We start from the raw sequence: 19,141 nt of genomic DNA on the forward strand, positions 1-19,141 counted from the left end.
TAGGATAATTATTAAGGGAAACAAGAAAGGTGTTCTCTGTGTATGGAAGACATTTCACTAATAATCTTTATAGGTATTACCGTATTCTTCGCAACGTTGATTAGCTCTACAATAACTAATCAATGTTTTGGCTCAAAATCATGGCCTGTAAAGATAGTGTTGAACTTTGTGATATTCTTAGTTATTTATCTTGTAGCATTTGGTATTTATTATTTATTGAAGTATTGATATTTTGAAAGAAAAAACTCTGCAGTACACTGGTTAAGTCAGTGATGCTGCAGAGTTTTATTATGTGTATAGCTTTAAAGTTTATGACTATACAATCTTATTTCTCTTTCCATTTGTCTACTTTATCTCGATTGTTTTCAATCCATTCGCTTGTTGCTTTTTCTGGATCTTTACCATCTTCAATTTCTAACATAATAGATTCCATATCTTTTACATCCCATTTGAAATTGTCTAGGATTTTATAGGCTTCTGGCATATCTTTTTTTAATCCTTTACGTGTCATCGTATGGATGCTTTCAGCTCTACCCATAGTTCCTTTTGGATCATCTAGATATTTTAAGTCGTAACGTTGGAAAATCCAGTATGTACTCCAACCTGTAATCACGATTTCATCTTTATTTTGAACAGCTCGTTTTAATTGTGCGTTCATTGCACCTGTAGAAGAGATGACTTGTTCCCAACCCTTTAAGTTAGGGTATGATTTGATTGTTTTGTCTGTGGCCTTAACAATCCCGGCACCTGGTTCTATACCTGTTATTTTTTTCTTAGCTTGATTGTCTAAATCTTCTATAGAGTCTACATCCATGTATGAAGGAACGACAAGTCCAAGCTTAGCTTTACCGTCAATATGTGGCCCTAAGTCATCTAAATCGTCTTTGAATTCTTTATATTGTGCTTCATGTGTGACAGGAAGCCATGGTCCAGTCATAGCATCCGCTTCTCCTTTGGCTACAGTTTCCCAAACCACAGGGATATCTAAAGATGTTGTATTAACTGTGTAACCTTCTTCTTCTAGCACTTGTTTCATCACGTTTGTTGAAACAATTTGATCATCTTGTTGCGCATAAGCTAACGTGATTGTACCTTTGTTTGAAGATTTAGTTGGTGAGAAGAAAATAGAAAGCAAAATAACAATTAAAGCAATAAGTGCAATAATGCCTGTGATAATCCATTTTTTCTTGTTACTCATTCTAGTGTTTTTAGGACGATTTAAAGCTTGAGTGAAGCGGTCGATAATAATAGCAAGGACTACAATTCCAATACCGAACACAAAACCGTTACCGACTTCTGAACGTTGTACAGCAGCTAAAACACCTTGCCCAAGTCCAGGTGTCCCAATCATAGAAGCAATAACTACCATAGAAAGTGTTAACATAATCGTTTGGTTAATACCTGCGAATATGTTTTCTTTTGCCATAGGTAAATCAAGTTTAAATAATCTTTGCCATGCAGTAGAACCGAATGAATTAGATGTTTCTACTAACTCTGTAGAGATAGAACGAATCCCTAAGTTCGTCATTCTGACTGTTGGTGGCAATGCGAAGATAACAGATGCGAAAACCCCTGGTACCATACCGATACCAAAGAATGCGACAGCAGGGATGAGGTATACAAACCCAGGCATTGTCTGCATAAGGTCTAATATAGGTTTGATAATTTTTTCTACTGTATCACTTTTAGACATCAGGATACCTAAAGGTACTCCGATAATAACAGCGACTAAACTGGAAATAATGACCAAAGTGATTGTGTTCATTAAATCGGTCCACATATCTTGGTTATAAATAAACAGTAAGCCGACTAAAGTGAATGCGGCAAAGCCCCACTTACGTTTGAATACAAAGAAAGCTGCGATGACTAAGATAGCCATCATAACAAAAGGAGGAATAGCTGTTAGAATCATAGTCATGAAGTTCATCACTGCTTCTCCAGCAATCCTTAACACTGTAAATAAACCTGACAGATGATCAGTCAGCCAATCTACGATAGCGTCAATCCATTCTGCAAAAGGTAATTGTTTCATTGAAAAGTTAAGCATCTGCATTCACCTCTTCTTTCTCAGAATCAGAAGAAGTATCTGTTCCCACAGTGATATTTTTGGTGCTCATTGCCCCGATAACACTACCTCTGACTACAACACCAATCACACGTTCATTCTCTTTACTTACTACTGCAAGCGGTGCAGGGGAGTTATAAATAATATTGAAAATATCGCTAACGAACATGTCTTTATTAATTTTTTGAACGTTATCATTCGTCACATCTTTTAAAGATAGACCTTTCTCTCTGGCTTCTAACGCACTTTCAGCAGAGATACTACCCTTTAGTTTACGGTTACGATCAATGGCTAGCAGCATGCTGACTTCTTCTTGACGCATACGTTGTAAGGCTACGTTAGGGCCTTCTGTTTCGACATTAATCGTAAGTGGTGGTTCCATAATATTTTCTGCAGTCAGTACTTTAGAACGGTCAACATCTTCCGTAAATTCTTTGACGAAGTCATTGGCTGGATTCGTTAAAATTTCTTCACCAGTACCAATTTGCATAATTTTTCCATCACGCATTAAAGCAATACGGTCACCAATACGTAAAGCTTCATTCAAATCATGGGTGATAAAGATAATAATTTTCTTTACTTTTCGCTGTAGTTCGAGTAAATCATTTTGCATATCTCGACGGATAAGAGGGTCAAGTGCTGAGAAAGCTTCATCCATCAATAATATTTCAGAATCATTTGCGAGTGCACGTGCTAGACCTACACGTTGCTGCATTCCGCCAGAAAGCTGATTAGGATATTGATCTTTAAATGAAAGTAATCCAGTATCTTCTAGAGCTTTTTCTGCTTGTTTACGGCGTTTTTCTTTTTCTACACCCCGTATTTCTAATCCATATTCTGCATTTTCTAATACAGTACGTTTAGGAAATAAGCCGAAGTTTTGGAAAACCATATTGACTTTAGTCCGACGCACCTCGCGTAATTCATTTTTAGACATTTTTGATACATCATCTTCATTTATGTACACGCTTCCTGAAGTAGGTTCAATCAAACGATTAATCAAGCGGACTAATGTAGACTTACCACTACCGGAGAGTCCCATAATCACAAATATTTCTCCGTCCTCTATATCAAAGCTTGCATCGTAAACACCAACAGTGGCACCTGTTTTTTCTAAAATTTCTTGCTTGGAATCTCCGTTTTTAACCATTTTAAGTGCCTTTTGGCTATTTCTGCCAAAGACTTTGGTCAAGTTCCTTACACGAACTCTGCTCAAAGTTAATCTCCTCCATTTTAAAAATCATTTTCTTATTTAATGTTACCATATTAATTAGATGAAACAACTTTCTTAGTGGTACAAATAAATAAAAATAAACAATAATATACTTGAATATTTTTTTCTTATATAGTAAGAAAGCACTGTATAAGGCTGATTAAATCAGTTATACAGTGCTTTTAAAGCTTATTTTCTTAATTCATTATTTTATCTTCCTACAGTCCAACCGCCATCTACATTAAGTTCAGCGCCTTGGACATAAGCTGCTTCATCAGAGGCAAGGAAGACTGCAGATGATGCGAGGTCTTCTGGTTTACCTGCACGTTGAGCTGGAATATCTTTTGTACGTTGTTCATCAACACCCTCTGTCATAGGTGTTTCAATAAATCCTGGTGATAAAAGGTTGGCGCGGATACCTTTAGAGCCAAAGTCATAGGCTAGTTGTTTAGTGAAGCCGGCAATCGCATGTTTTGTTGTGACATACGTACTGCCGCCGACACCTGCCATAGATGAACCTTGTGAACCTACGTTGATGATGACACCGCTATTATTATCTAAGAATGTCGGTAAGACAGCGTGTGTGAATAGGTAAGCACCTTTTACGTTGACGCCCATTAATAAATCAAATGTGTCTTCGTCTGTTTCTAAAGCATCTTTATAACCATCATGAACACCAGCACCATTGTATAAGATATCAATTGTGCCGAATTGATCTTTGATTGTTTTAACCGCTTCTTCCACCGAATCTTTAGACGTCACATCTACGCCTAACGCTAGACCTGTGCCGCCATTGTCTTCAATCGCTTTGAGCACTTTTTCGCCTTTCTCTTTATGACGATTCACAATCACAACTTTAGCACCTTCAGCAGCGAATCGTTTTGCGACTGCTTCTCCAATACCTGAAGAGCCTCCAGTAATGATTGCGACTTTATTATCTAATTTACCCCAAAGTAAATCACCTTTCCCTTTCGTTACACTTAATCTATACCCGTTATTACGCAATACAAATTTGCTTATCCACATAGATTGATTTTTTAACATTTGATAATTTTAGTATTTAAGCATAAAATTTAACTAAATTAATGAATAAAGGTCGGATAATATGAAAGTGTTATTGATAGAAGATAACCAGATGATGGGTGAATTGACACAGAAAATTTTGAAGATGAAACACTATCAAGTCGATTGGTTAAAGACAGGAGAAGATGTCTTAGAGTATTTAGCACAAACTACTTATGATATGTTGCTGGTGGATTGGATGTTACCGAATCACAGCGGTATTGAAATTATAGAAGCTATTCGTAACCAACGTATTGATGTGCCGATTATTATGTTGACCGCAAAATCACAAACAGCTGATAAAGTAACAGGTTTAACGGTAGGGGCAGATGATTATATTACGAAACCCTTTGAATTCGAAGAGTTAGAAGCACGTATGTTAGCTGTGATGAAGCGGTCTGCGGCAATGCCCTCTAACACCAAACAACTTGGCAACGTAATTTATGACTATCACAAACGTCAGTTTACTGTAGAAGGTCATATCATCGATTTCTCACAAAAAGAATATCAATTGTTGGAACTATTGTTTTTAAATCCAGTAGTCAGCAAAGCACTCATTATTGAGAAGGTATGGAGTATTGACCAAGTCGTCACAAATAATAATGTCGATGCCTTAATGCGTCTCTTACGTAAGAAACTTAAAAAGATTCATGCGACCATAGAAGTCAAAAGCATGCGAGGCGTCGGCTATAAATTGGAAGTGAAATCATGAAAGTCTATCATTTTTGGAAGACATTTATACAATATGTCAGTTACCTATTAGTGCTGTTAATTATCTTATTTGTATCGATTATTTTAGTGTTCAGTTTCAATGTAAATCGTGAAATCAATGAGACAGCCCAAGCACAAACAGACAGCGTTAAACATGCGTTGACTCATCAAGATTCAGTTAACCAAGGACATCACTATTTCATTGTGAAGAATCAGAAAGTGACAGAGAATCACACACCTTTTAAAACACAGATGTTAAAACAACGCTTTGTTGGCCAAGCGAAACAGCCGCATGTAGACGAGAGTAAAACCGGTATCTTTGATGTGAGAACAGTGAAGTTATCTGAACAGCGTACGTTATACAGCTTAACGGATGTTAAAGATTTTCATGAAACGAAACAGTTATTAGTGCGAGAGCTCTCTATCGGATTTATCTTCGCATTTGTTTTGATGATAGCTATGGCGTATTATTTTGCACGCCGTCCCGTCAAAGTGTATGAACAACTGATGCAAGAACAACAAACATTCATTCAAAATGCTTCACATGAAATGAAAACACCGGTAGGTTCGCTATTATTAGGCACACAGTATTTAGACATGTTAGAACAACAGAATTTAACACAAGAAGGCAAAGAAACTTTAGCGCAAATGAAATCTGAGACGAAGTATCTTCAGCAGCTTGTGAATACAATGATGCTAGAGACACTTCAAACAGATGATTTAAAACCGATCAATCTCTCTCAAAGCTTTGATGAAACAATCCGTACCGTTGAAATGGTACATCAAACAACGATACATAAACTCTATAAACCAGACTTAATGTTTGCGATACATCCATTGCATGCAAGACAGCTGTTAAACATTTTGTTAGAAAATGCGCATCATCATAATGATGAACACGTTCAAGTGCGTGTCAGTGCGTTTCAAACAATGAATGGGGTTCAAATTGAAGTGTCGGATGATGGGAAGGGGATTGAAGAAGCGGAACAAGACCAAATCTTTCAACGCTTTTACCGTGTTAATCAAGAGACAAGAGGTTCTGGTATCGGTCTATCGTTATTACGTCAAATTGTTTCTCAATATGATGGCACAATTGAAGTGAAATCGAAATTAGGTAAAGGCACAAACTTTATTATAAAACTTTAACAATTTCAGTTTCATTTCAGTTTTCTCCTCTATAGTTAAGACAACAAGAAAAACAAAGTATTCAGAGAAGTTGAAAAGAGATGCCATTACATCCATTATTCGTCCATTTCCCAATTGCCTTATTATCCCTAGCAACAATCTTAGCCGTTGTTCACGTTTTTACTAAAAAATTCGATTTATCCATTACCCTTGCGGTCCTATTAAGCTCAGGTATTATTTTCGGTGCTATCAGTTATTTACTCGGAGATAGCGGAGAAGCTTATGCGATGCAGCACTATGGCGCAAAGCATGTGGAAAGCTTAGTACATCTGCATGAAACATTCGCAATGTCCGCTTTGATTGCTTATGGATTAGCGACAGTGATACAACTATTTGGTATGTGGTTTACTAAATATCAAAAACTAAGTGTGATTTCTACAGTTGTACTGACAGTGATTGGTTTTGTCCTACTAATCATCGCAGGTCACTTAGGCGCAAGCATCACATATGGGAAGTAAGGGAGGATAAACATGAGACAAACATATTTCCACCATGTGGAACATAGTAAAATACAATCACAATCTAAAACGACACTATGGGCAACGTTGATTATCACGTTATTCTTTACAATCGTAGAGTTTGTCGGCGGTATCATGTCTAATTCATTGGCATTATTGTCTGATTCGTTTCATATGTTAAGTGACGTACTGGCGTTAGGTTTATCTATGCTTGCGATTTACTTCGCAAGTCGTAAACCGACTGCACGTTTCACATATGGTTATCTGCGTTTTGAAATTCTAGCAGCGTTCTTAAACGGACTAGCTTTAGCGGTTATTTCTGTCGGTATTTTCTACGAAGCGATTATGCGTATTGTCTATCCGCAACAAGTTGAAAGTGGCTTGATGTTAGTCATTGCGAGTATTGGTTTAATCGTTAATATTGTACTCACAATCATTTTGATGCGCTCATTAAAAAATGAACAAAATATCAATGTTCAAAGTGCACTGTGGCACTTTATCGGGGACTTATTAAATTCAGTCGGTGTCATTTTAGCTGTATTACTCATTCACTTCACAGGCATTCAATTATTCGATCCGATTTTAAGTATGATTATCTCTATCGTTATCTTTAGAGGTGGTTATAAAATTATGAAAAATGCTTGGATGGTGTTGATGGAAGCTGTACCTGAAGAATTAGAAACAGATAAAGTAATAGATACCATTAAATCAGTACCAGGAGTGTTGGATGTACATGAATTCCATTTATGGGCTGTTACGACTGACCAGTATTCATTGAGTGCACACATTGTATTAGATAGCCAAAGCAGTACAGATGCCTATCAAAGTATTAATGAAATAGAAGCCTTATTAAAAGAACGGTACGGTTTATCTCATACGACACTTCAAATTGAACACCTAGCAATCAACCACCTTGATGAACCTTATTTCAATCAAGTGAAAACAGAAGCACACCATTAAGTAAAGCCTATTCCGACAGACTGGAATAGGCTTTGTTTCTGCTTTCGATTTTATCAAATGAATATTAATTCTCTTTAGGAATAAAGACTTCAGCTTCACTATCTTCAGGATAATAGTAACCGTTTGGGATGGTTTGAAGCTCGATTAAGCTGCCCCATGGTGCTTTAATATAAATAGTTTCGTTTCCGACAGAATCTTCATAGCGTGTATTCTCATGCGGTTCAGAAACAGGTTCGCCACCTGCTTCTACCATACGCTCGAGTGCTTCTTCAAAATCGTCGACATAAAAAGAAAGATGCGTAAATCCGATATCTTGAAGTGCCGCAGGTGCTTGTTGATGCGCATGGACAAACTCAAACATTTCAATATTCGGGCCATTACCGAAAACCATCATACGCTTTTTAATGATTTTAGCGCCTGATTCAAGATCTAAGAAACGCTCTACATCATTACCGCCACGAGGTTGATCCATTTCTGTTTGACTATCGTAAGCCACCTTACCGTCTAAAGCTTCTTTGAAAAACTGTGTTGCCGCTTCAATATCCGGCACAGTTAACCCGATATGATTAATCCCTCTTGTAATCGCCATTTTAATCACTTCTTTCTTAATCTATCTCTCTATTTGTAGTATTACCTGACTTGTGTCTATTATGCTTAAAGTATTCAATAAATATATAAATGACAGTAAAAGTATGTTTGTAAAATTATTATTTGACGTTCATCATCCATATTAACATAATCATAAATATTTATAGTGATTAACGATTTATAAAGCTTTTCAAACCATAAAACGCAGGTCATTTTAAATAACCTGCGTGTAAATTAACGTTCAAATTTTAAAATACTGATTGCCAGTCCGATTAAGATGACACCGATGATATAGTCAAATACCATTTTGAAAGTAGGTTGATTGAAGAGTTTCTTGATATGCGTGAATAAGAAACTGCATATGAAAAACCAAATAAAGACCAGTGCGATAAAGAGTGCCGATAGGGCGATGATTTTTAATGACCCTTCGCTTTTAGTCACAAACTGCGGCAAGATAGATATGTAAAAGAGAATCGCTTTAGGGTTTAAAATCGTGCTCATAAAGCCTTGTCTAAACGATTTAAACAAACTGATGTGTCTGATAGTGTAAGTTGATGATGTAGTAATATGGCTTGCCTTACGTGCGTTTAAGATAGTTTTCAAACCTAAGTAAGCAATATAAACGGCACCAAGAAACTTAATCGTGATGAACGCATAATATGAGCTCGTTAAGATAAAGATTAAACCAAGTGCAGCAATCGCAGAGTAGACGACATGTGCAGAAGAAATACCTAATGCAGCCATTACGCCATTTTTAGTACTGCCTTTCATTGTATTCGTAGCCACGATGAAGAAATCAGGGCCAGGAATAACGATAATCAGCAATGAAATTAAAATGAAACTGATCAATGAATCCATAATCGAGCACTCCCTTTAAAATTGTAATGCCTCTATCTTAGCATGTCTTATCACGCTATGAGACCGGAAATTTAAAATCGTGTCAGAACATAAAAAAGATGAATGACATTATGGGTAGTAATATCATTCATCTCAAGTTGGGTTAGGTTATGGTTTATTTTAAGATAGTAGTTTTGGTTGGTTTACTTAGTGTTCGTATGGAATAAAGTCTAATGGCATCGGTGTTGCGAAACCAAGCATTATAAAGTCTTCGTCTCCTGTATTCGTCATACCATGTGCTTCGCCAGGTAATGATACAATGATGTCGCCCGCTTTGATAGTTCTTTCCTGACCGCCGTTTGTATAGAATGTGCCTTCACCTTGTGTCACAATCCATACATCATCTGCGTTTTGGTGGGTATGACATTGTAGAGATTGACCTGGTTTCATGCACCAAACGGCACCAGCTGAATGTTCAGATTGATAAAAGACTGTCTTTTGTGCTGCTTCCTCAGAGAAGCGTGGTAGATCTTTCATGTTAAAAAAGCGTTGGTGTGTGTCGACCATTGATTATCACTTACAATATAATCCGGTGTGTCACCTGTGAGCGCTTTGACAACGTTACTTGCGGCAATTTCAGCCATCATATCACGTGCTTCAAATGTCGCATTTCCGATATGTGGTGTAATGACCACGTTATCCATAGATTTTAGTTCTTCAGTAATTTCTGGTTCGAATTCGAAGACGTCTAATGCGGCACCTTCGATTAAACCATCTTGTAAAGCTTTAACTAATTCAGCTTCATATACGATTGGACCTCTAGATGCATTAATCAAGTACGCTGTTGGTTTCATTTTTTTAATTTCGTTATAATCAATCATGTGACGCATGCTTTCGTTATAAGAACAGTTGATTGCGACGAAGTCAGCTTCTTTCAACAGTTCATCTTGTGATACATAGCGTGCACCAAGTTCTTGTTCTTTCTCTTCATGTCGAGATGGACCAGAATAAAGAATATCCATATCGAAACCTTTTGCGCGGCGAGCAACTGCTGAACCGATTTCACCTAGTCCGATGATACCGATAGTTTTACCTGAGACTTCACGTCCGCGGAAGAAGAGTGGAGACCAGCCGTTGAAGCCTTTTGTGCGGCATAACTGATCGCCTTCAGGGATGCGGCGTGCTACCGCTAATAAAATACCCATTGTCAGGTCAGCTGTTGCGTTAGTTGAAGCAATCGGGGTATTAGTAACATCGATACCACGTGCTCTAGCTGCTTGAATATCAATGTTGTTGAACCCCGCACCATAGTTTGCGATAATTTTTAAGTTCGGTGCAGCTTCAATAACTTTTTCACTTACATTTGTAGATAATAAACTGATTAAGCCTTCGGCATCTTTAATACGTTCAATCAATTCATCTTCAGTGATTAATTTGTCCCCAGTGTACATATCTACTTCAAAATGTTCTTTAAGTTGATTTAATCCTGCCTCTGGAATCGCACCTGCTACTAATACTTTTGTCATATTCAATCGCTCCTTTTAATTACTTTGTGAAAACTTTCACAATCTTTATCTATAGCTTATCATGGAATCAGAATATTAGAAGTGCATAAAGTGCTAAACTCACACCTCTATTTTGTGCGAAATGAACAAAAGTGCTACATAATCAGATGAAACCACTAAAAGATGTATTAAAATCGTAAAAAAGTATAGCACTCACTATGTCATAGATTCGATATGATGAAAGGGAACACCAATCATTTTTAGTACAAACAAAGACACACTGATCATGAAATGACTAAAATGAGGAGCAGACAACATGAAAAAGACTTTGTATTTAATCAGACACGGACAAACGTTATTTAATAAGAAACATCAGATTCAAGGTGCTTCAGATTCACCGTTAACGGAACTAGGGAAACAACAAGCTGCACAAGCGAAGCTGTATTTCGATCAATTAAACCTGACAGATTATGAGTTGTTTTCTTCTACACAAGAACGTGCCTCTGATACGTTTGAAATTTTATTTCCAAATGAACCTTATACAAGATTAAAAGGGATTAAAGAATGGAATTATGGATTGTTTGAAGGAGATCCGGAATTATTGAATCCGCCACATCAAAATGGCGTAGTTGATTTTGGTTCATTCTTTGCGGCTTATGGCGGAGAAACGATGGAAGAAGTTCAAACACGTACTGTGAAGACATTACATCGCGTATTAAAAGAGACGACGCATCGTAATGTAGTAGCAGCGAGTCATGGTGATATCTTATTCTTATTTGCGCATTATTGTTTGCCGATAGAAGCGGTAAAACAAATAAAGATAACGAATTGTTGTATTTTAAAATTTGAATATGAGGATGAAACTTTTACATTTGTAGAAGCGATTCATCCTGCTTAATCCAAAGAAAAAAGGGTTGGACGACTCCATCAGAAGTGTCCAACCCTTACTATTTTAGGTTTGCTATTCATCTATTTTAAAATTTTTATTCAGGTTTTAAGTCTAAAGTACCCATTTCTTCGCGTAATTCATAAATTTTATCTGGTGTTACGTCTTCGCCAAGTGGATCTACAACTTTCAATGTTGAGAATGTGCTCACAACTTGGCCACGAATCATTTTAAGGTATTCTTGTCTTAATTCATGTTGTTCTTGTTTTTCTGAAGTGCTCAATACCATTTCTTTTTCTTTATTAGCAAGTTCATTAATTCTATCTAAAATTTTCATATTATTATTGTTCCTCCTTGATTACGTTTGGTGGGAAATGTGGAATCACATAATCACCCAATTCTTTCATAATATCTTGGTACGTTCTTTCATGTGTGACTAATTTCAACATGATATGGTTTGTACCGATACGTTCATATGCTTTTAATACATTGATTAAAGTATTTCTGCCTAATCTATAGCCACCCTTAATGGGTTTGATTTTTTCATTCGGATCTTTTGATAAATCTAATGCGAGTGGATGCATGAATGGTTTGAATACATCATTATCATGCCAAGCTTGTAGTAAAGCTTTCTGCATTTGGAATTCTTGTGGATAAAACATCCAACCATCCATATTTTCTTTAATCCAGTCTAAATCTTGTTTCGCATTTCCCGTCGCAAAAATCGGGATATGGTGATGTTTTGGTAAAACTTGCAGACCAGAATCCTCATATAGCTCAAAGATTGAGTTTGAAATGTTTGGAGAATGGTCTTGCCACAGTGCATTCAAAGAAGAAACAGCATCTCTGAAATGATTATGCAAATTCTTCTCCTCTACTTTGAAAGCTGGAAACTCGAAAGAACGGTCTCCAGTCGCCAGTCCCATTAAAAATCTCTCGTTTGACACCAAGTCAAGAGTAGCGGCTGCTTTAGCAACGTGAATTGGATGACGTAATGTCGCAACAATACTAGCTGTTCCGAGAGCAATTTTATTCGTTTTAGCACTGAGGTAAGTTAAAAATACAAACGGATCGTAGTTTGTCGTTACTGGACCTAAGTGTGGACTATATAATGGGTTGTCTCGCACAAATAGGCTTGTAAATCCAAGTTCTTCAGCATACTGCGCTAATTCTGCTTGTTGATCAAACGACAATGCGATTTTTTCAGAGTTATCAAAAGGAATGCTTAAACCTAAGGTTAAATGACCCTTTTGAAACGTCCGCTTGAAACCATTGTGTTGTTCGATTGTTGTCACGTCTATCCCTCCTAACTTGATTAATCTGACAAACTTTAGTTCTTCTAACCAAGTTGTCTACAATTATTCTACAACGTATACACAACTAACACAAACCTTATGCTCACGCGGTTTGTCGATTTAGTCAAAAAAGGTCAAAAACGTTGATTTGACGCGGTTTTAAAATAAAAAACAAAAATAAAGCGTACAACTTTTAAGGGGTTTTTTAACAATTATGACGATGTGAACGAAATTAAATTTCTGAATATCAACATTGTTAAAACAGATCAGCAGTGAACATTTTAATTGTGAGCTATGATTAATCAATTCCAAATCAGTGAATAAATAGAGAGAGGTGAAGCGTAATGAAAAAAATTCTAATAGCAGTCACAAACACATCAAAATATCCAGATTTACCACGTCCAACAGGTGCTTGGCTTGGAGAAGTTGTACACTTTGCGGACGAGTTCTATAAAGCAGGTTATGAAATTGATTATGTAAGTCCTAAAGGTGGCTTTGTGCCCATTGATCCCGCAAGTTTACAAGAAGACTTCATGTCTGATGTAGATTGGAAGTATTATACAGATCATCAATTCATGACACAGTTAAATGAATCATTGAAACCAGAAGAAGTAAATCCAGATGATTATGAAGTGATTTATTACGCAGGCGGCCATGGTGTTGTATGGGACTTTGAAAAAGATAAAGGTCTCATTGAATTAGCTGAGAAAATTTATTCTAACGATGGCTATGTCACAGCTGTTTGTCATGGTCCAGCAGGTTTATTAAACATTAAAGATAATGGCCAAAACTTAATTAAAGGTAAGAAAGTCGCAGGCTTCTCTAACAGTGAAGAATCACAAATGGGTGTTACAGATAACTTACCTTATTTATTAGAAGATGCCTTAATTGATAAAGGCGCAAGCTATGAGAAAGGTGACGACTGGTCAAACTTTGTAGTCTCAGACGGTCGATTAATCACAGGTCAAAACCCTCAATCAGCCCAACAAGTTGCGTTAGATACGCTGAAAGCTTTAGGAAAATAAAAATGAATGAAGACTGTCCGTTATTAAGGACGTCTAAATTAAGATAAACAAAACCCTCTGAGTATGAAGTTTATGCTCAGAGGGTTGCTTAATATTATGAGATTAACCACTTGGATTAATCTATTTTATTGAGTTCGTTGATGACATGTTTCATATCATCATGAATGACTAAATCTGCGTCACTGTCATAAGGTGTCACATCTTTATTAATGATGACAAGATTTTCACCTTCAAAATTTGAGATTAAACCAGAGGCAGGTTGTACAACGAGTGATGAACCTAAGACAACGAGTGTATCGGCTTGTTTGATTTTGCTGATGGCGCTCATAATTGTCATTTGGTCTAACATTTCGCCATATAAGACGATATCTGGTCTGATTGGACTGCCGTCTTGTTCACTGTTACGTAAATGATGGTCGATGACGTAAGGTTTTGAATACTCATCGTTAGGATTGTTGATGCTGTAGAAGCGGTTTAAAGTACCGTGTAGCTCATCTACATTTTCACTGCCTGCATCTGAATGCAAACCATCAATATTTTGTGTGATAACACCGAGTGAACGATTTTCTTTTTCTAACTGTGCAATCCATTCATGCACATTATTCGGTTTTTTATCCGCAAATAATAAATACTCATGACAGAAGTCCATAAAGCCTACAGGATTATCTTGTAAGTAGTCATGACTTAATAAATATTCCGGAGATAAACCTTTTTCTGCGACAGCTTCATATAAACCGCCGACAGAACGGAAATCTGGAATACCGCTCGCAACAGAAATACCTGCACCTGTGAAAAAGACGATTTTATTCGAACTGTCAATAATCTCTTTTAATTGCTCAATTTTAGCATTCACACTGATCACTCCATTAATTATTCAATACATCTCGTGTATTGATCTACTCATATTAATTCTAAGATTAAGGGGATGTTTAAGCAAGTTTCCATAGTGTGAAAACATAAGCAACTATTAATGTAAGTATATATTAAGAAATCGTATAAAAAGTGAGTTTCCTCTTTGAATGATAGGTGTAAACTAATATAATGATAACTGTATAGTGATGAGGAAAGGTGAAGTGAATGAAAAAAGAGAGATACCCTGATTTAAATCATAAAAATAAATTAAGCCATTCATTTAAGTTTTCAAGTGCTGTTGTATTGTTAAGTACGACATTATTAAGTTATAACTTAACGTCTGCACCTACTGTGGTTGCGGAAGATCAGACAGATGTCAAAGCTACACAAAATTCCAATACCACAACACTCAAGTCGCGTATAGAAGCAGCAAAAAAAGAAATCGATTATATTAAAACAATGAATGACAGTGACAAAACTAAATTCAAAACAGATATCAATAAGGCTGAGCGTGTATCACAAATAGACGCAATCTTAAAAGATGTGAAAGAGAAAGAAGCGCAACTTAAAGAAGAGAAAGCAACTTCTGATTTAGAGAAAGATAATAAAACACAATCCAATACATCTACTCAAAATGATGAACAATCAGCTTCACTATTAAAAGAAGACGAAAATCGTTCTGAGACACAACCTGAATCTAAACCCACTCAAGGTACTGAAGAGACTGGTGTGTCAGATCGATTAGAAAAAGTGCGTGAAGATTTAAATCAAGCTTCACAACAAGCACAATCAAGTGATACAAGCACTTCATCACAAGTGGCAGATGCGCAATTAAATCAGGAAAAAGCCAATCAAAGTATTGATGCATTTATCTCAGATTTAGAAGCACTTTCTCATAAAGTTGATAATGGGAAACTAAATGATGGTGAAGCGAACCACTCTGACAATGAGGAAACTAAAGCGAACGAAGAGAATACACAAGCTTCACAAGCATTGAGTACGCTTAGACATGATATTGACCGTGTGACGACTGCACGAGAAACAACGAAACAAGATTTAGATCAATATGTCCAAAATAAAGAAGCGAATCTGCAAACGTTAGAAAACAGATTAGCTGAACGCAGCGAAATTTCACAAGATAAAGCACAACAGTTAAAAGATGAAATTGAGAAAACAAAAAGCAGTCTGAAACAACAAGATGCGATTATCTCAGATCATTTAAAATCAGCGTCTGACAAAAAACAAGCTGTTAAAGATATTATCGGCAGCACGGTAGATGAACAACGTGCACAACAACTTATTGACCGCATTGATACAAAAGGTAAAACAGATGCGCAAATTGCGAGCCAAGTGTTGAGTCAATTAGACGGACTCGGTTCATTCACAAGTGACAGCTTGCTTCAATCTATGTTTGATAAAGCGGATGATAAAGAAGCATTAATTCAAACACTGTTATCGACGAAATTTGATAAGAACGAAGCGGCAGATATGGCACGTCAAATTATGGCGAAACGTCCAGATAGTGCTGAACTCGTTCAACTATTAAAACAACGCTACGGTTCAGATGTTTCAGCGGATGAGATTATCGGCAACGTGATTGACCAAGCACATAATAAACGCCAAGCGATTGAAACGATTTTAGCCACAAAATTCAATGATGCGAAAGCACGTGCATTGGCGAATGTGATTGCGAAAAAAGACGATGCGAAAGCTGAATTGTTAAGTGTCCTCAAATCAGGACTTGATCAACCGCTTAACGATTTACTTCAAGCGGACCGTGATATCATGCGATTAAAATCAGATATCCGTCATATCTTTGATCCGTTAAAAGACACGCCAAGCTTGCTAGGTCAGTCTAACGGTAGTCTACTAGATAAAGGCTTATTAGGTGGTAAATCTGGTTTATTCGGTGGACCAAGTTTATTAGACAAGTTAGCGAATGGTGGCAGCGTATTAGATGGTATCCCTGATATTCCGAACCCATCACAAGGTCGCGCATTATCATTAGGCAGTTCATCTGATGATTTCTTAAGTGGACTATTTGATGACGAAGGTAACTTTGATTTACCAGCCACAGGTGAAATAGTGAAGAAATCTGCTTTACCATTAGGTGTTGCGTTAATTATCATCGGCGGCGGTCTTACATGGTTTGTGAAACGTCGTAAAGCGAAACAATCTTAATCAATTATAATCGAGTTAAAACAAATACGCTCCATTCAAAACCAATTTCTTGGTTCTTTGAATGGAGCGTTACTTTTGTATTATTTATCTTGTCCTTCAATATAACTTAATTCTGAAGCATCCTCTGCGTCGATTGTTCTATATGAAATCACACCTAAACCTTGAACGTTAGATTCAGAAATCACAATTGAACCATCACTGTTTACTTTTTCTACGAAAGCAACATGACCATAGATACTGTCTGCACCTTGTTGGCCAGCCTCAAAGACTACTGCAGTATGTGCTTTAGGTGTAGAAGAGACGTGGTAACCTTTACGTTCTGCACGGTTATTCCAATTACGTGCGTCACCTAAATCACCGCTGATCGTTTTGTTGAATTGCGGCATACGGTTGTAGACATACCATGTACATTGACCGTGTGGATAAGGCATATTGTCTGTAGTTTCCGCAAACGGTTTGAAGTCGCCTTCATGATCTTCATCGCTTGGTTGATAGTCTGCAAGGTCTGGCATTGTTTGCTTATCAAAGCGCGTTAAATCATAATGCTTAATCAAACTATTTAATTTATCTGCGTAGCGTGTATCTGTCGCATACGTACGTGATAAATGTCTTGTCGCATCACGATACGTGGCTGCTTCACTTTTCCAAGTCGGTTGATAAATTGTTGGATTGCCGTCGATACCGTTTTTGATTAAGTCTGCATAATCTTCAAGCGATTCTTTTTCACTTGGGTAACTGCGGAAGGCGGCTGAAATTTGATACATACTGCTTCCACTGTCTTCCAATGTATTGAAGTTTGCGGAATGCCCTTTATAAGCCCCTTTAATTCCGAACAAATTATAGTGCGGTGCACGCGCTAATGTACTGTTGCCTGAATCAGATTCTAAAATTGCTTGCGCAATCATCACAGAGGCATAGATATCTTCATCTTGGCCAACGTCATGGGCATCTTTCGCAATCGTTTTAATAAAGTCTCGTGTGTCTGTATTTTCAGCTACTGCGATGTCACCAGATTCACTACTATCTCTTGAGAGATTTGGTAATAATTCAAATGTCGCAGTTGTTCTGATATCTGAACGGTTTAGACCATCTTCAAAAGATTGTGCTGGTTTTTTCTTATTTTCCAATTGTGCTTTTGAAGGTAATTGTGGGTTAGAAGCATTGCTTGTGTCGTTCTGATTCGATTCTTGTTTGGATGTATCTTCAGATGATTGATTAGATTTGTTGTCATTTTGTTTTTGTGCGTCATAATCTGCTTTATTTTGTTTCGCGTCTTCACTGTATTGATCCAAAATAGATTCTAAGACACGGTCATCTGCTTTAGAAGATGTGTCATCTGTATCCTCTTTAGATTCTGTTTGTGTTGAATCAGCTGTGTTTTGATTATCAGCTGTATCTTCATTGTTTGAATTTGTTTCTGTTTCTTTAGGTTGTGTCGTTTGATTAGCGTCATCAGCTTGTTTTGGTTGTGTTGAGTCTTTGTTTTCTGTTGGTTGTTCAGTTTCTTCTTGATTATTGTTTGTGACATTGTTGCTGGCTTCATCTAGTTTATTAAAGATATCTTCGTCATCTTGAGAAGCTTCAGGTGTTGTATTTGAAGATGTGTCAGATGACTGTTCTTGGTTAGAAGGTGTATCTTCTTTAGGTGTTGTTTCGTTTGATGTAGTTGTACTGTCTTCTGATTGTTTGTCTGTTTCAATTGGTGTTTCTTCAGACGGTGTTTTTGTTTGTGGCTGACCTTGATAATAGGTTTCATTTTTATTGTCTAAAGCTTGTTCATTGCTAGCGTTAGAGTCGCTTGTCTCTTGATTGGTATCCGTAGTTTCAGAACGGTTTGAATAACTTGGGAAGAGACGGTTGAATAGGCTTTCGAAGCGGCTAGATGAATCTCGCTTCGGTGTAGATTTGAAGAAGTCTAATGTATGTGCGTCATAATCTGATTCAACCTCATTTCGTGTTGTGTTATCTGAAGGTGTTGAAGATGTATCTTTTGATTGTGTATTTGTTTCAGACTCTGACTCAACGTCATCTTTCTCATCTGATTTTAGAGATGTGTCTGAATCAGATGATTGCGTTTTGGATGCTTTATGTGGTTTAGATGTTTCTTTTTGATTTTCTTGTGTGTCCTGTTTAGTGTTTGAGGCACGGTCTGAAGATGATGCATCAGACTGTGAAGGTGCCGTGACTTTATCTGTTGTTTCTGCTTGTACATCACTTAAAGGGAAGGATGGAACTAACAATGAAGTAGAAAGCATACAGACCAATAATTTTTGTTTCTTCATGGAAATACCTCTCTTAAAATATATTAGTTTACTGTG

General features: G+C 36.9%; 18 protein-coding genes. 7 read left to right on the forward strand and 11 right to left on the reverse strand.

The annotated features are described in order from the left end of the window. Nucleotides 1-325 precede the first annotated feature (325 nt). The 3 genes from CD112_RS07540 to CD112_RS07550 form a co-directional block, all read right to left on the reverse strand. Nucleotides 326-2,047 (reverse strand): ABC transporter permease/substrate binding protein, encoded by a 1,722-nt coding sequence (locus CD112_RS07540; RefSeq protein ID WP_103364097.1) that lies wholly within the window; start codon nt 2,045-2,047, stop codon nt 326-328. Then, the gene (locus CD112_RS07545; RefSeq protein ID WP_103364098.1) at nt 2,040-3,281 is read right to left on the reverse strand and encodes a quaternary amine ABC transporter ATP-binding protein; all 1,242 of its coding nucleotides are present in this window, start codon (nt 3,279-3,281) and stop codon (nt 2,040-2,042) included. The genes CD112_RS07540 and CD112_RS07545 overlap by 8 nt, the downstream gene beginning before the upstream one ends. Nucleotides 3,282-3,488: 207 nt before the next feature. Beyond that, nucleotides 3,489-4,283, reverse strand: coding sequence for an SDR family NAD(P)-dependent oxidoreductase (locus tag CD112_RS07550; protein ID WP_103364099.1), 795 nt, complete (start codon nt 4,281-4,283; stop codon nt 3,489-3,491). 100 nt (nt 4,284-4,383) lie between these two features. Between CD112_RS07550 and CD112_RS07555 the strand changes: the two genes are divergently transcribed. The 4 genes from CD112_RS07555 (at nt 4,384) to CD112_RS07570 (ending at nt 7,654) form a co-directional block, all read left to right on the forward strand. Continuing rightward, complete coding sequence (locus CD112_RS07555) at nt 4,384-5,052, forward strand: response regulator transcription factor (RefSeq protein ID WP_070463090.1); 669 nt, start codon at nt 4,384-4,386, stop codon at nt 5,050-5,052. Continuing rightward, nucleotides 5,049-6,197 (forward strand): sensor histidine kinase, encoded by a 1,149-nt coding sequence (locus tag CD112_RS07560; RefSeq protein ID WP_061055008.1) that lies wholly within the window; start codon nt 5,049-5,051, stop codon nt 6,195-6,197. The genes CD112_RS07555 and CD112_RS07560 overlap by 4 nt, the downstream gene beginning before the upstream one ends. 80 nt (nt 6,198-6,277) lie before the next feature. Then, nucleotides 6,278-6,694 (forward strand): DUF2231 domain-containing protein, encoded by a 417-nt coding sequence (locus CD112_RS07565; RefSeq protein WP_061055009.1) that lies wholly within the window; start codon nt 6,278-6,280, stop codon nt 6,692-6,694. Nucleotides 6,695-6,706: 12 nt separating this feature from the next. Continuing rightward, nucleotides 6,707-7,654 (forward strand): cation diffusion facilitator family transporter, encoded by a 948-nt coding sequence (locus tag CD112_RS07570; protein ID WP_061055010.1) that lies wholly within the window; start codon nt 6,707-6,709, stop codon nt 7,652-7,654. Between the two features lie 64 nt (nt 7,655-7,718). On the opposite strand, the gene CD112_RS07575 is transcribed toward CD112_RS07570, so the two are convergent. The 4 genes from CD112_RS07575 to CD112_RS07590 form a co-directional block, all read right to left on the reverse strand. Then, entirely contained in the window at nt 7,719-8,243 is a 525-nt protein-coding gene (locus CD112_RS07575; protein WP_103364100.1) for a VOC family protein, read from the reverse strand. Nucleotides 8,244-8,476: 233 nt separating this feature from the next. Next, nucleotides 8,477-9,100 (reverse strand): LysE family translocator, encoded by a 624-nt coding sequence (locus CD112_RS07580; RefSeq protein WP_103364101.1) that lies wholly within the window; start codon nt 9,098-9,100, stop codon nt 8,477-8,479. Nucleotides 9,101-9,286: 186 nt separating this feature from the next. Next, on the reverse strand, nt 9,287-9,616 hold the full coding sequence (locus tag CD112_RS07585) for a cupin domain-containing protein (protein WP_231911555.1): 330 nt from the start codon (nt 9,614-9,616) through the stop codon (nt 9,287-9,289). Further along, entirely contained in the window at nt 9,613-10,605 is a 993-nt protein-coding gene (locus CD112_RS07590; RefSeq protein ID WP_103364102.1) for an NAD(P)-dependent oxidoreductase, read from the reverse strand. The genes CD112_RS07585 and CD112_RS07590 overlap by 4 nt, the downstream gene beginning before the upstream one ends. Nucleotides 10,606-10,900: 295 nt before the next feature. Between CD112_RS07590 and CD112_RS07595 the strand changes: the two genes are divergently transcribed. Further along, the gene (locus CD112_RS07595) at nt 10,901-11,482 is read left to right on the forward strand and encodes a histidine phosphatase family protein (RefSeq protein ID WP_103364103.1); all 582 of its coding nucleotides are present in this window, start codon (nt 10,901-10,903) and stop codon (nt 11,480-11,482) included. A gap of 85 nt (nt 11,483-11,567) precedes the next feature. Here the strand turns inward: CD112_RS07595 and CD112_RS07600 are convergent, their stop codons facing one another. Both CD112_RS07600 and CD112_RS07605 read right to left on the reverse strand, forming a co-directional pair. After that, nucleotides 11,568-11,807 carry a DUF896 domain-containing protein gene (locus tag CD112_RS07600; RefSeq protein WP_002480257.1) on the reverse strand — a complete coding sequence of 80 codons (240 nt, stop codon included), beginning with the start codon at nt 11,805-11,807 and terminating at the stop codon, nt 11,568-11,570. 4 nt (nt 11,808-11,811) lie between these two features. After that, nucleotides 11,812-12,765 carry an LLM class oxidoreductase gene (locus CD112_RS07605; RefSeq protein ID WP_060803780.1) on the reverse strand — a complete coding sequence of 318 codons (954 nt, stop codon included), beginning with the start codon at nt 12,763-12,765 and terminating at the stop codon, nt 11,812-11,814. A gap of 344 nt (nt 12,766-13,109) precedes the next feature. On the opposite strand from CD112_RS07605, the gene CD112_RS07610 reads away from it, so the two are divergent. Then, complete coding sequence (locus tag CD112_RS07610; protein ID WP_002480255.1) at nt 13,110-13,790, forward strand: type 1 glutamine amidotransferase domain-containing protein; 681 nt, start codon at nt 13,110-13,112, stop codon at nt 13,788-13,790. A gap of 115 nt (nt 13,791-13,905) precedes the next feature. On the opposite strand, the gene CD112_RS07615 is transcribed toward CD112_RS07610, so the two are convergent. Further along, the gene (locus CD112_RS07615) at nt 13,906-14,643 is read right to left on the reverse strand and encodes an NAD-dependent protein deacylase (protein WP_002480254.1); all 738 of its coding nucleotides are present in this window, start codon (nt 14,641-14,643) and stop codon (nt 13,906-13,908) included. Nucleotides 14,644-14,867: 224 nt separating this feature from the next. Here CD112_RS07615 and CD112_RS07620 point away from each other — a divergent pair, with 224 nt between their 5' ends. Further along, complete coding sequence (locus tag CD112_RS07620; RefSeq protein WP_061055017.1) at nt 14,868-16,823, forward strand: LPXTG cell wall anchor domain-containing protein; 1,956 nt, start codon at nt 14,868-14,870, stop codon at nt 16,821-16,823. Nucleotides 16,824-16,903: 80 nt separating this feature from the next. Here CD112_RS07620 and CD112_RS07625 read toward each other — a convergent pair whose 3' ends face one another. Beyond that, nucleotides 16,904-19,105 carry an amidase domain-containing protein gene (locus tag CD112_RS07625; RefSeq protein ID WP_103364104.1) on the reverse strand — a complete coding sequence of 734 codons (2,202 nt, stop codon included), beginning with the start codon at nt 19,103-19,105 and terminating at the stop codon, nt 16,904-16,906. Nucleotides 19,106-19,141 lie beyond the last annotated feature (36 nt).

Source organism: Staphylococcus simulans (assembly GCF_002902285.1).
In the GTDB taxonomy this organism is placed as follows: domain Bacteria; phylum Bacillota; class Bacilli; order Staphylococcales; family Staphylococcaceae; genus Staphylococcus; species Staphylococcus simulans.

What these genes read in the sequence shown, in the direction of transcription:
- CD112_RS07540 (WP_103364097.1), bottom strand. Translation starts at nt 2,047, where the DNA reads ATGCTTAACTTTTCAATGAAACAATTACCTTTTGCAGAATGGATTGAC.
- CD112_RS07555 (WP_070463090.1), top strand. Translation starts at nt 4,384, where the DNA reads ATGAAAGTGTTATTGATAGAAGATAACCAGATGATGGGTGAATTGACA.
- CD112_RS07560 (WP_061055008.1), top strand. Translation starts at nt 5,049, where the DNA reads ATGAAAGTCTATCATTTTTGGAAGACATTTATACAATATGTCAGTTAC.
- CD112_RS07565 (WP_061055009.1), top strand. Translation starts at nt 6,278, where the DNA reads ATGCCATTACATCCATTATTCGTCCATTTCCCAATTGCCTTATTATCC.
- CD112_RS07570 (WP_061055010.1), top strand. Translation starts at nt 6,707, where the DNA reads ATGAGACAAACATATTTCCACCATGTGGAACATAGTAAAATACAATCA.
- CD112_RS07575 (WP_103364100.1), bottom strand. Translation starts at nt 8,243, where the DNA reads ATGGCGATTACAAGAGGGATTAATCATATCGGGTTAACTGTGCCGGAT.
- CD112_RS07580 (WP_103364101.1), bottom strand. Translation starts at nt 9,100, where the DNA reads ATGGATTCATTGATCAGTTTCATTTTAATTTCATTGCTGATTATCGTT.
- CD112_RS07585 (WP_231911555.1), bottom strand. Translation starts at nt 9,616, where the DNA reads ATGAAAGATCTACCACGCTTCTCTGAGGAAGCAGCACAAAAGACAGTC.
- CD112_RS07590 (WP_103364102.1), bottom strand. Translation starts at nt 10,605, where the DNA reads ATGACAAAAGTATTAGTAGCAGGTGCGATTCCAGAGGCAGGATTAAAT.
- CD112_RS07595 (WP_103364103.1), top strand. Translation starts at nt 10,901, where the DNA reads ATGAAAAAGACTTTGTATTTAATCAGACACGGACAAACGTTATTTAAT.
- CD112_RS07600 (WP_002480257.1), bottom strand. Translation starts at nt 11,807, where the DNA reads ATGAAAATTTTAGATAGAATTAATGAACTTGCTAATAAAGAAAAAGAA.
- CD112_RS07610 (WP_002480255.1), top strand. Translation starts at nt 13,110, where the DNA reads ATGAAAAAAATTCTAATAGCAGTCACAAACACATCAAAATATCCAGAT.
- CD112_RS07620 (WP_061055017.1), top strand. Translation starts at nt 14,868, where the DNA reads ATGAAAAAAGAGAGATACCCTGATTTAAATCATAAAAATAAATTAAGC.
- CD112_RS07625 (WP_103364104.1), bottom strand. Translation starts at nt 19,105, where the DNA reads ATGAAGAAACAAAAATTATTGGTCTGTATGCTTTCTACTTCATTGTTA.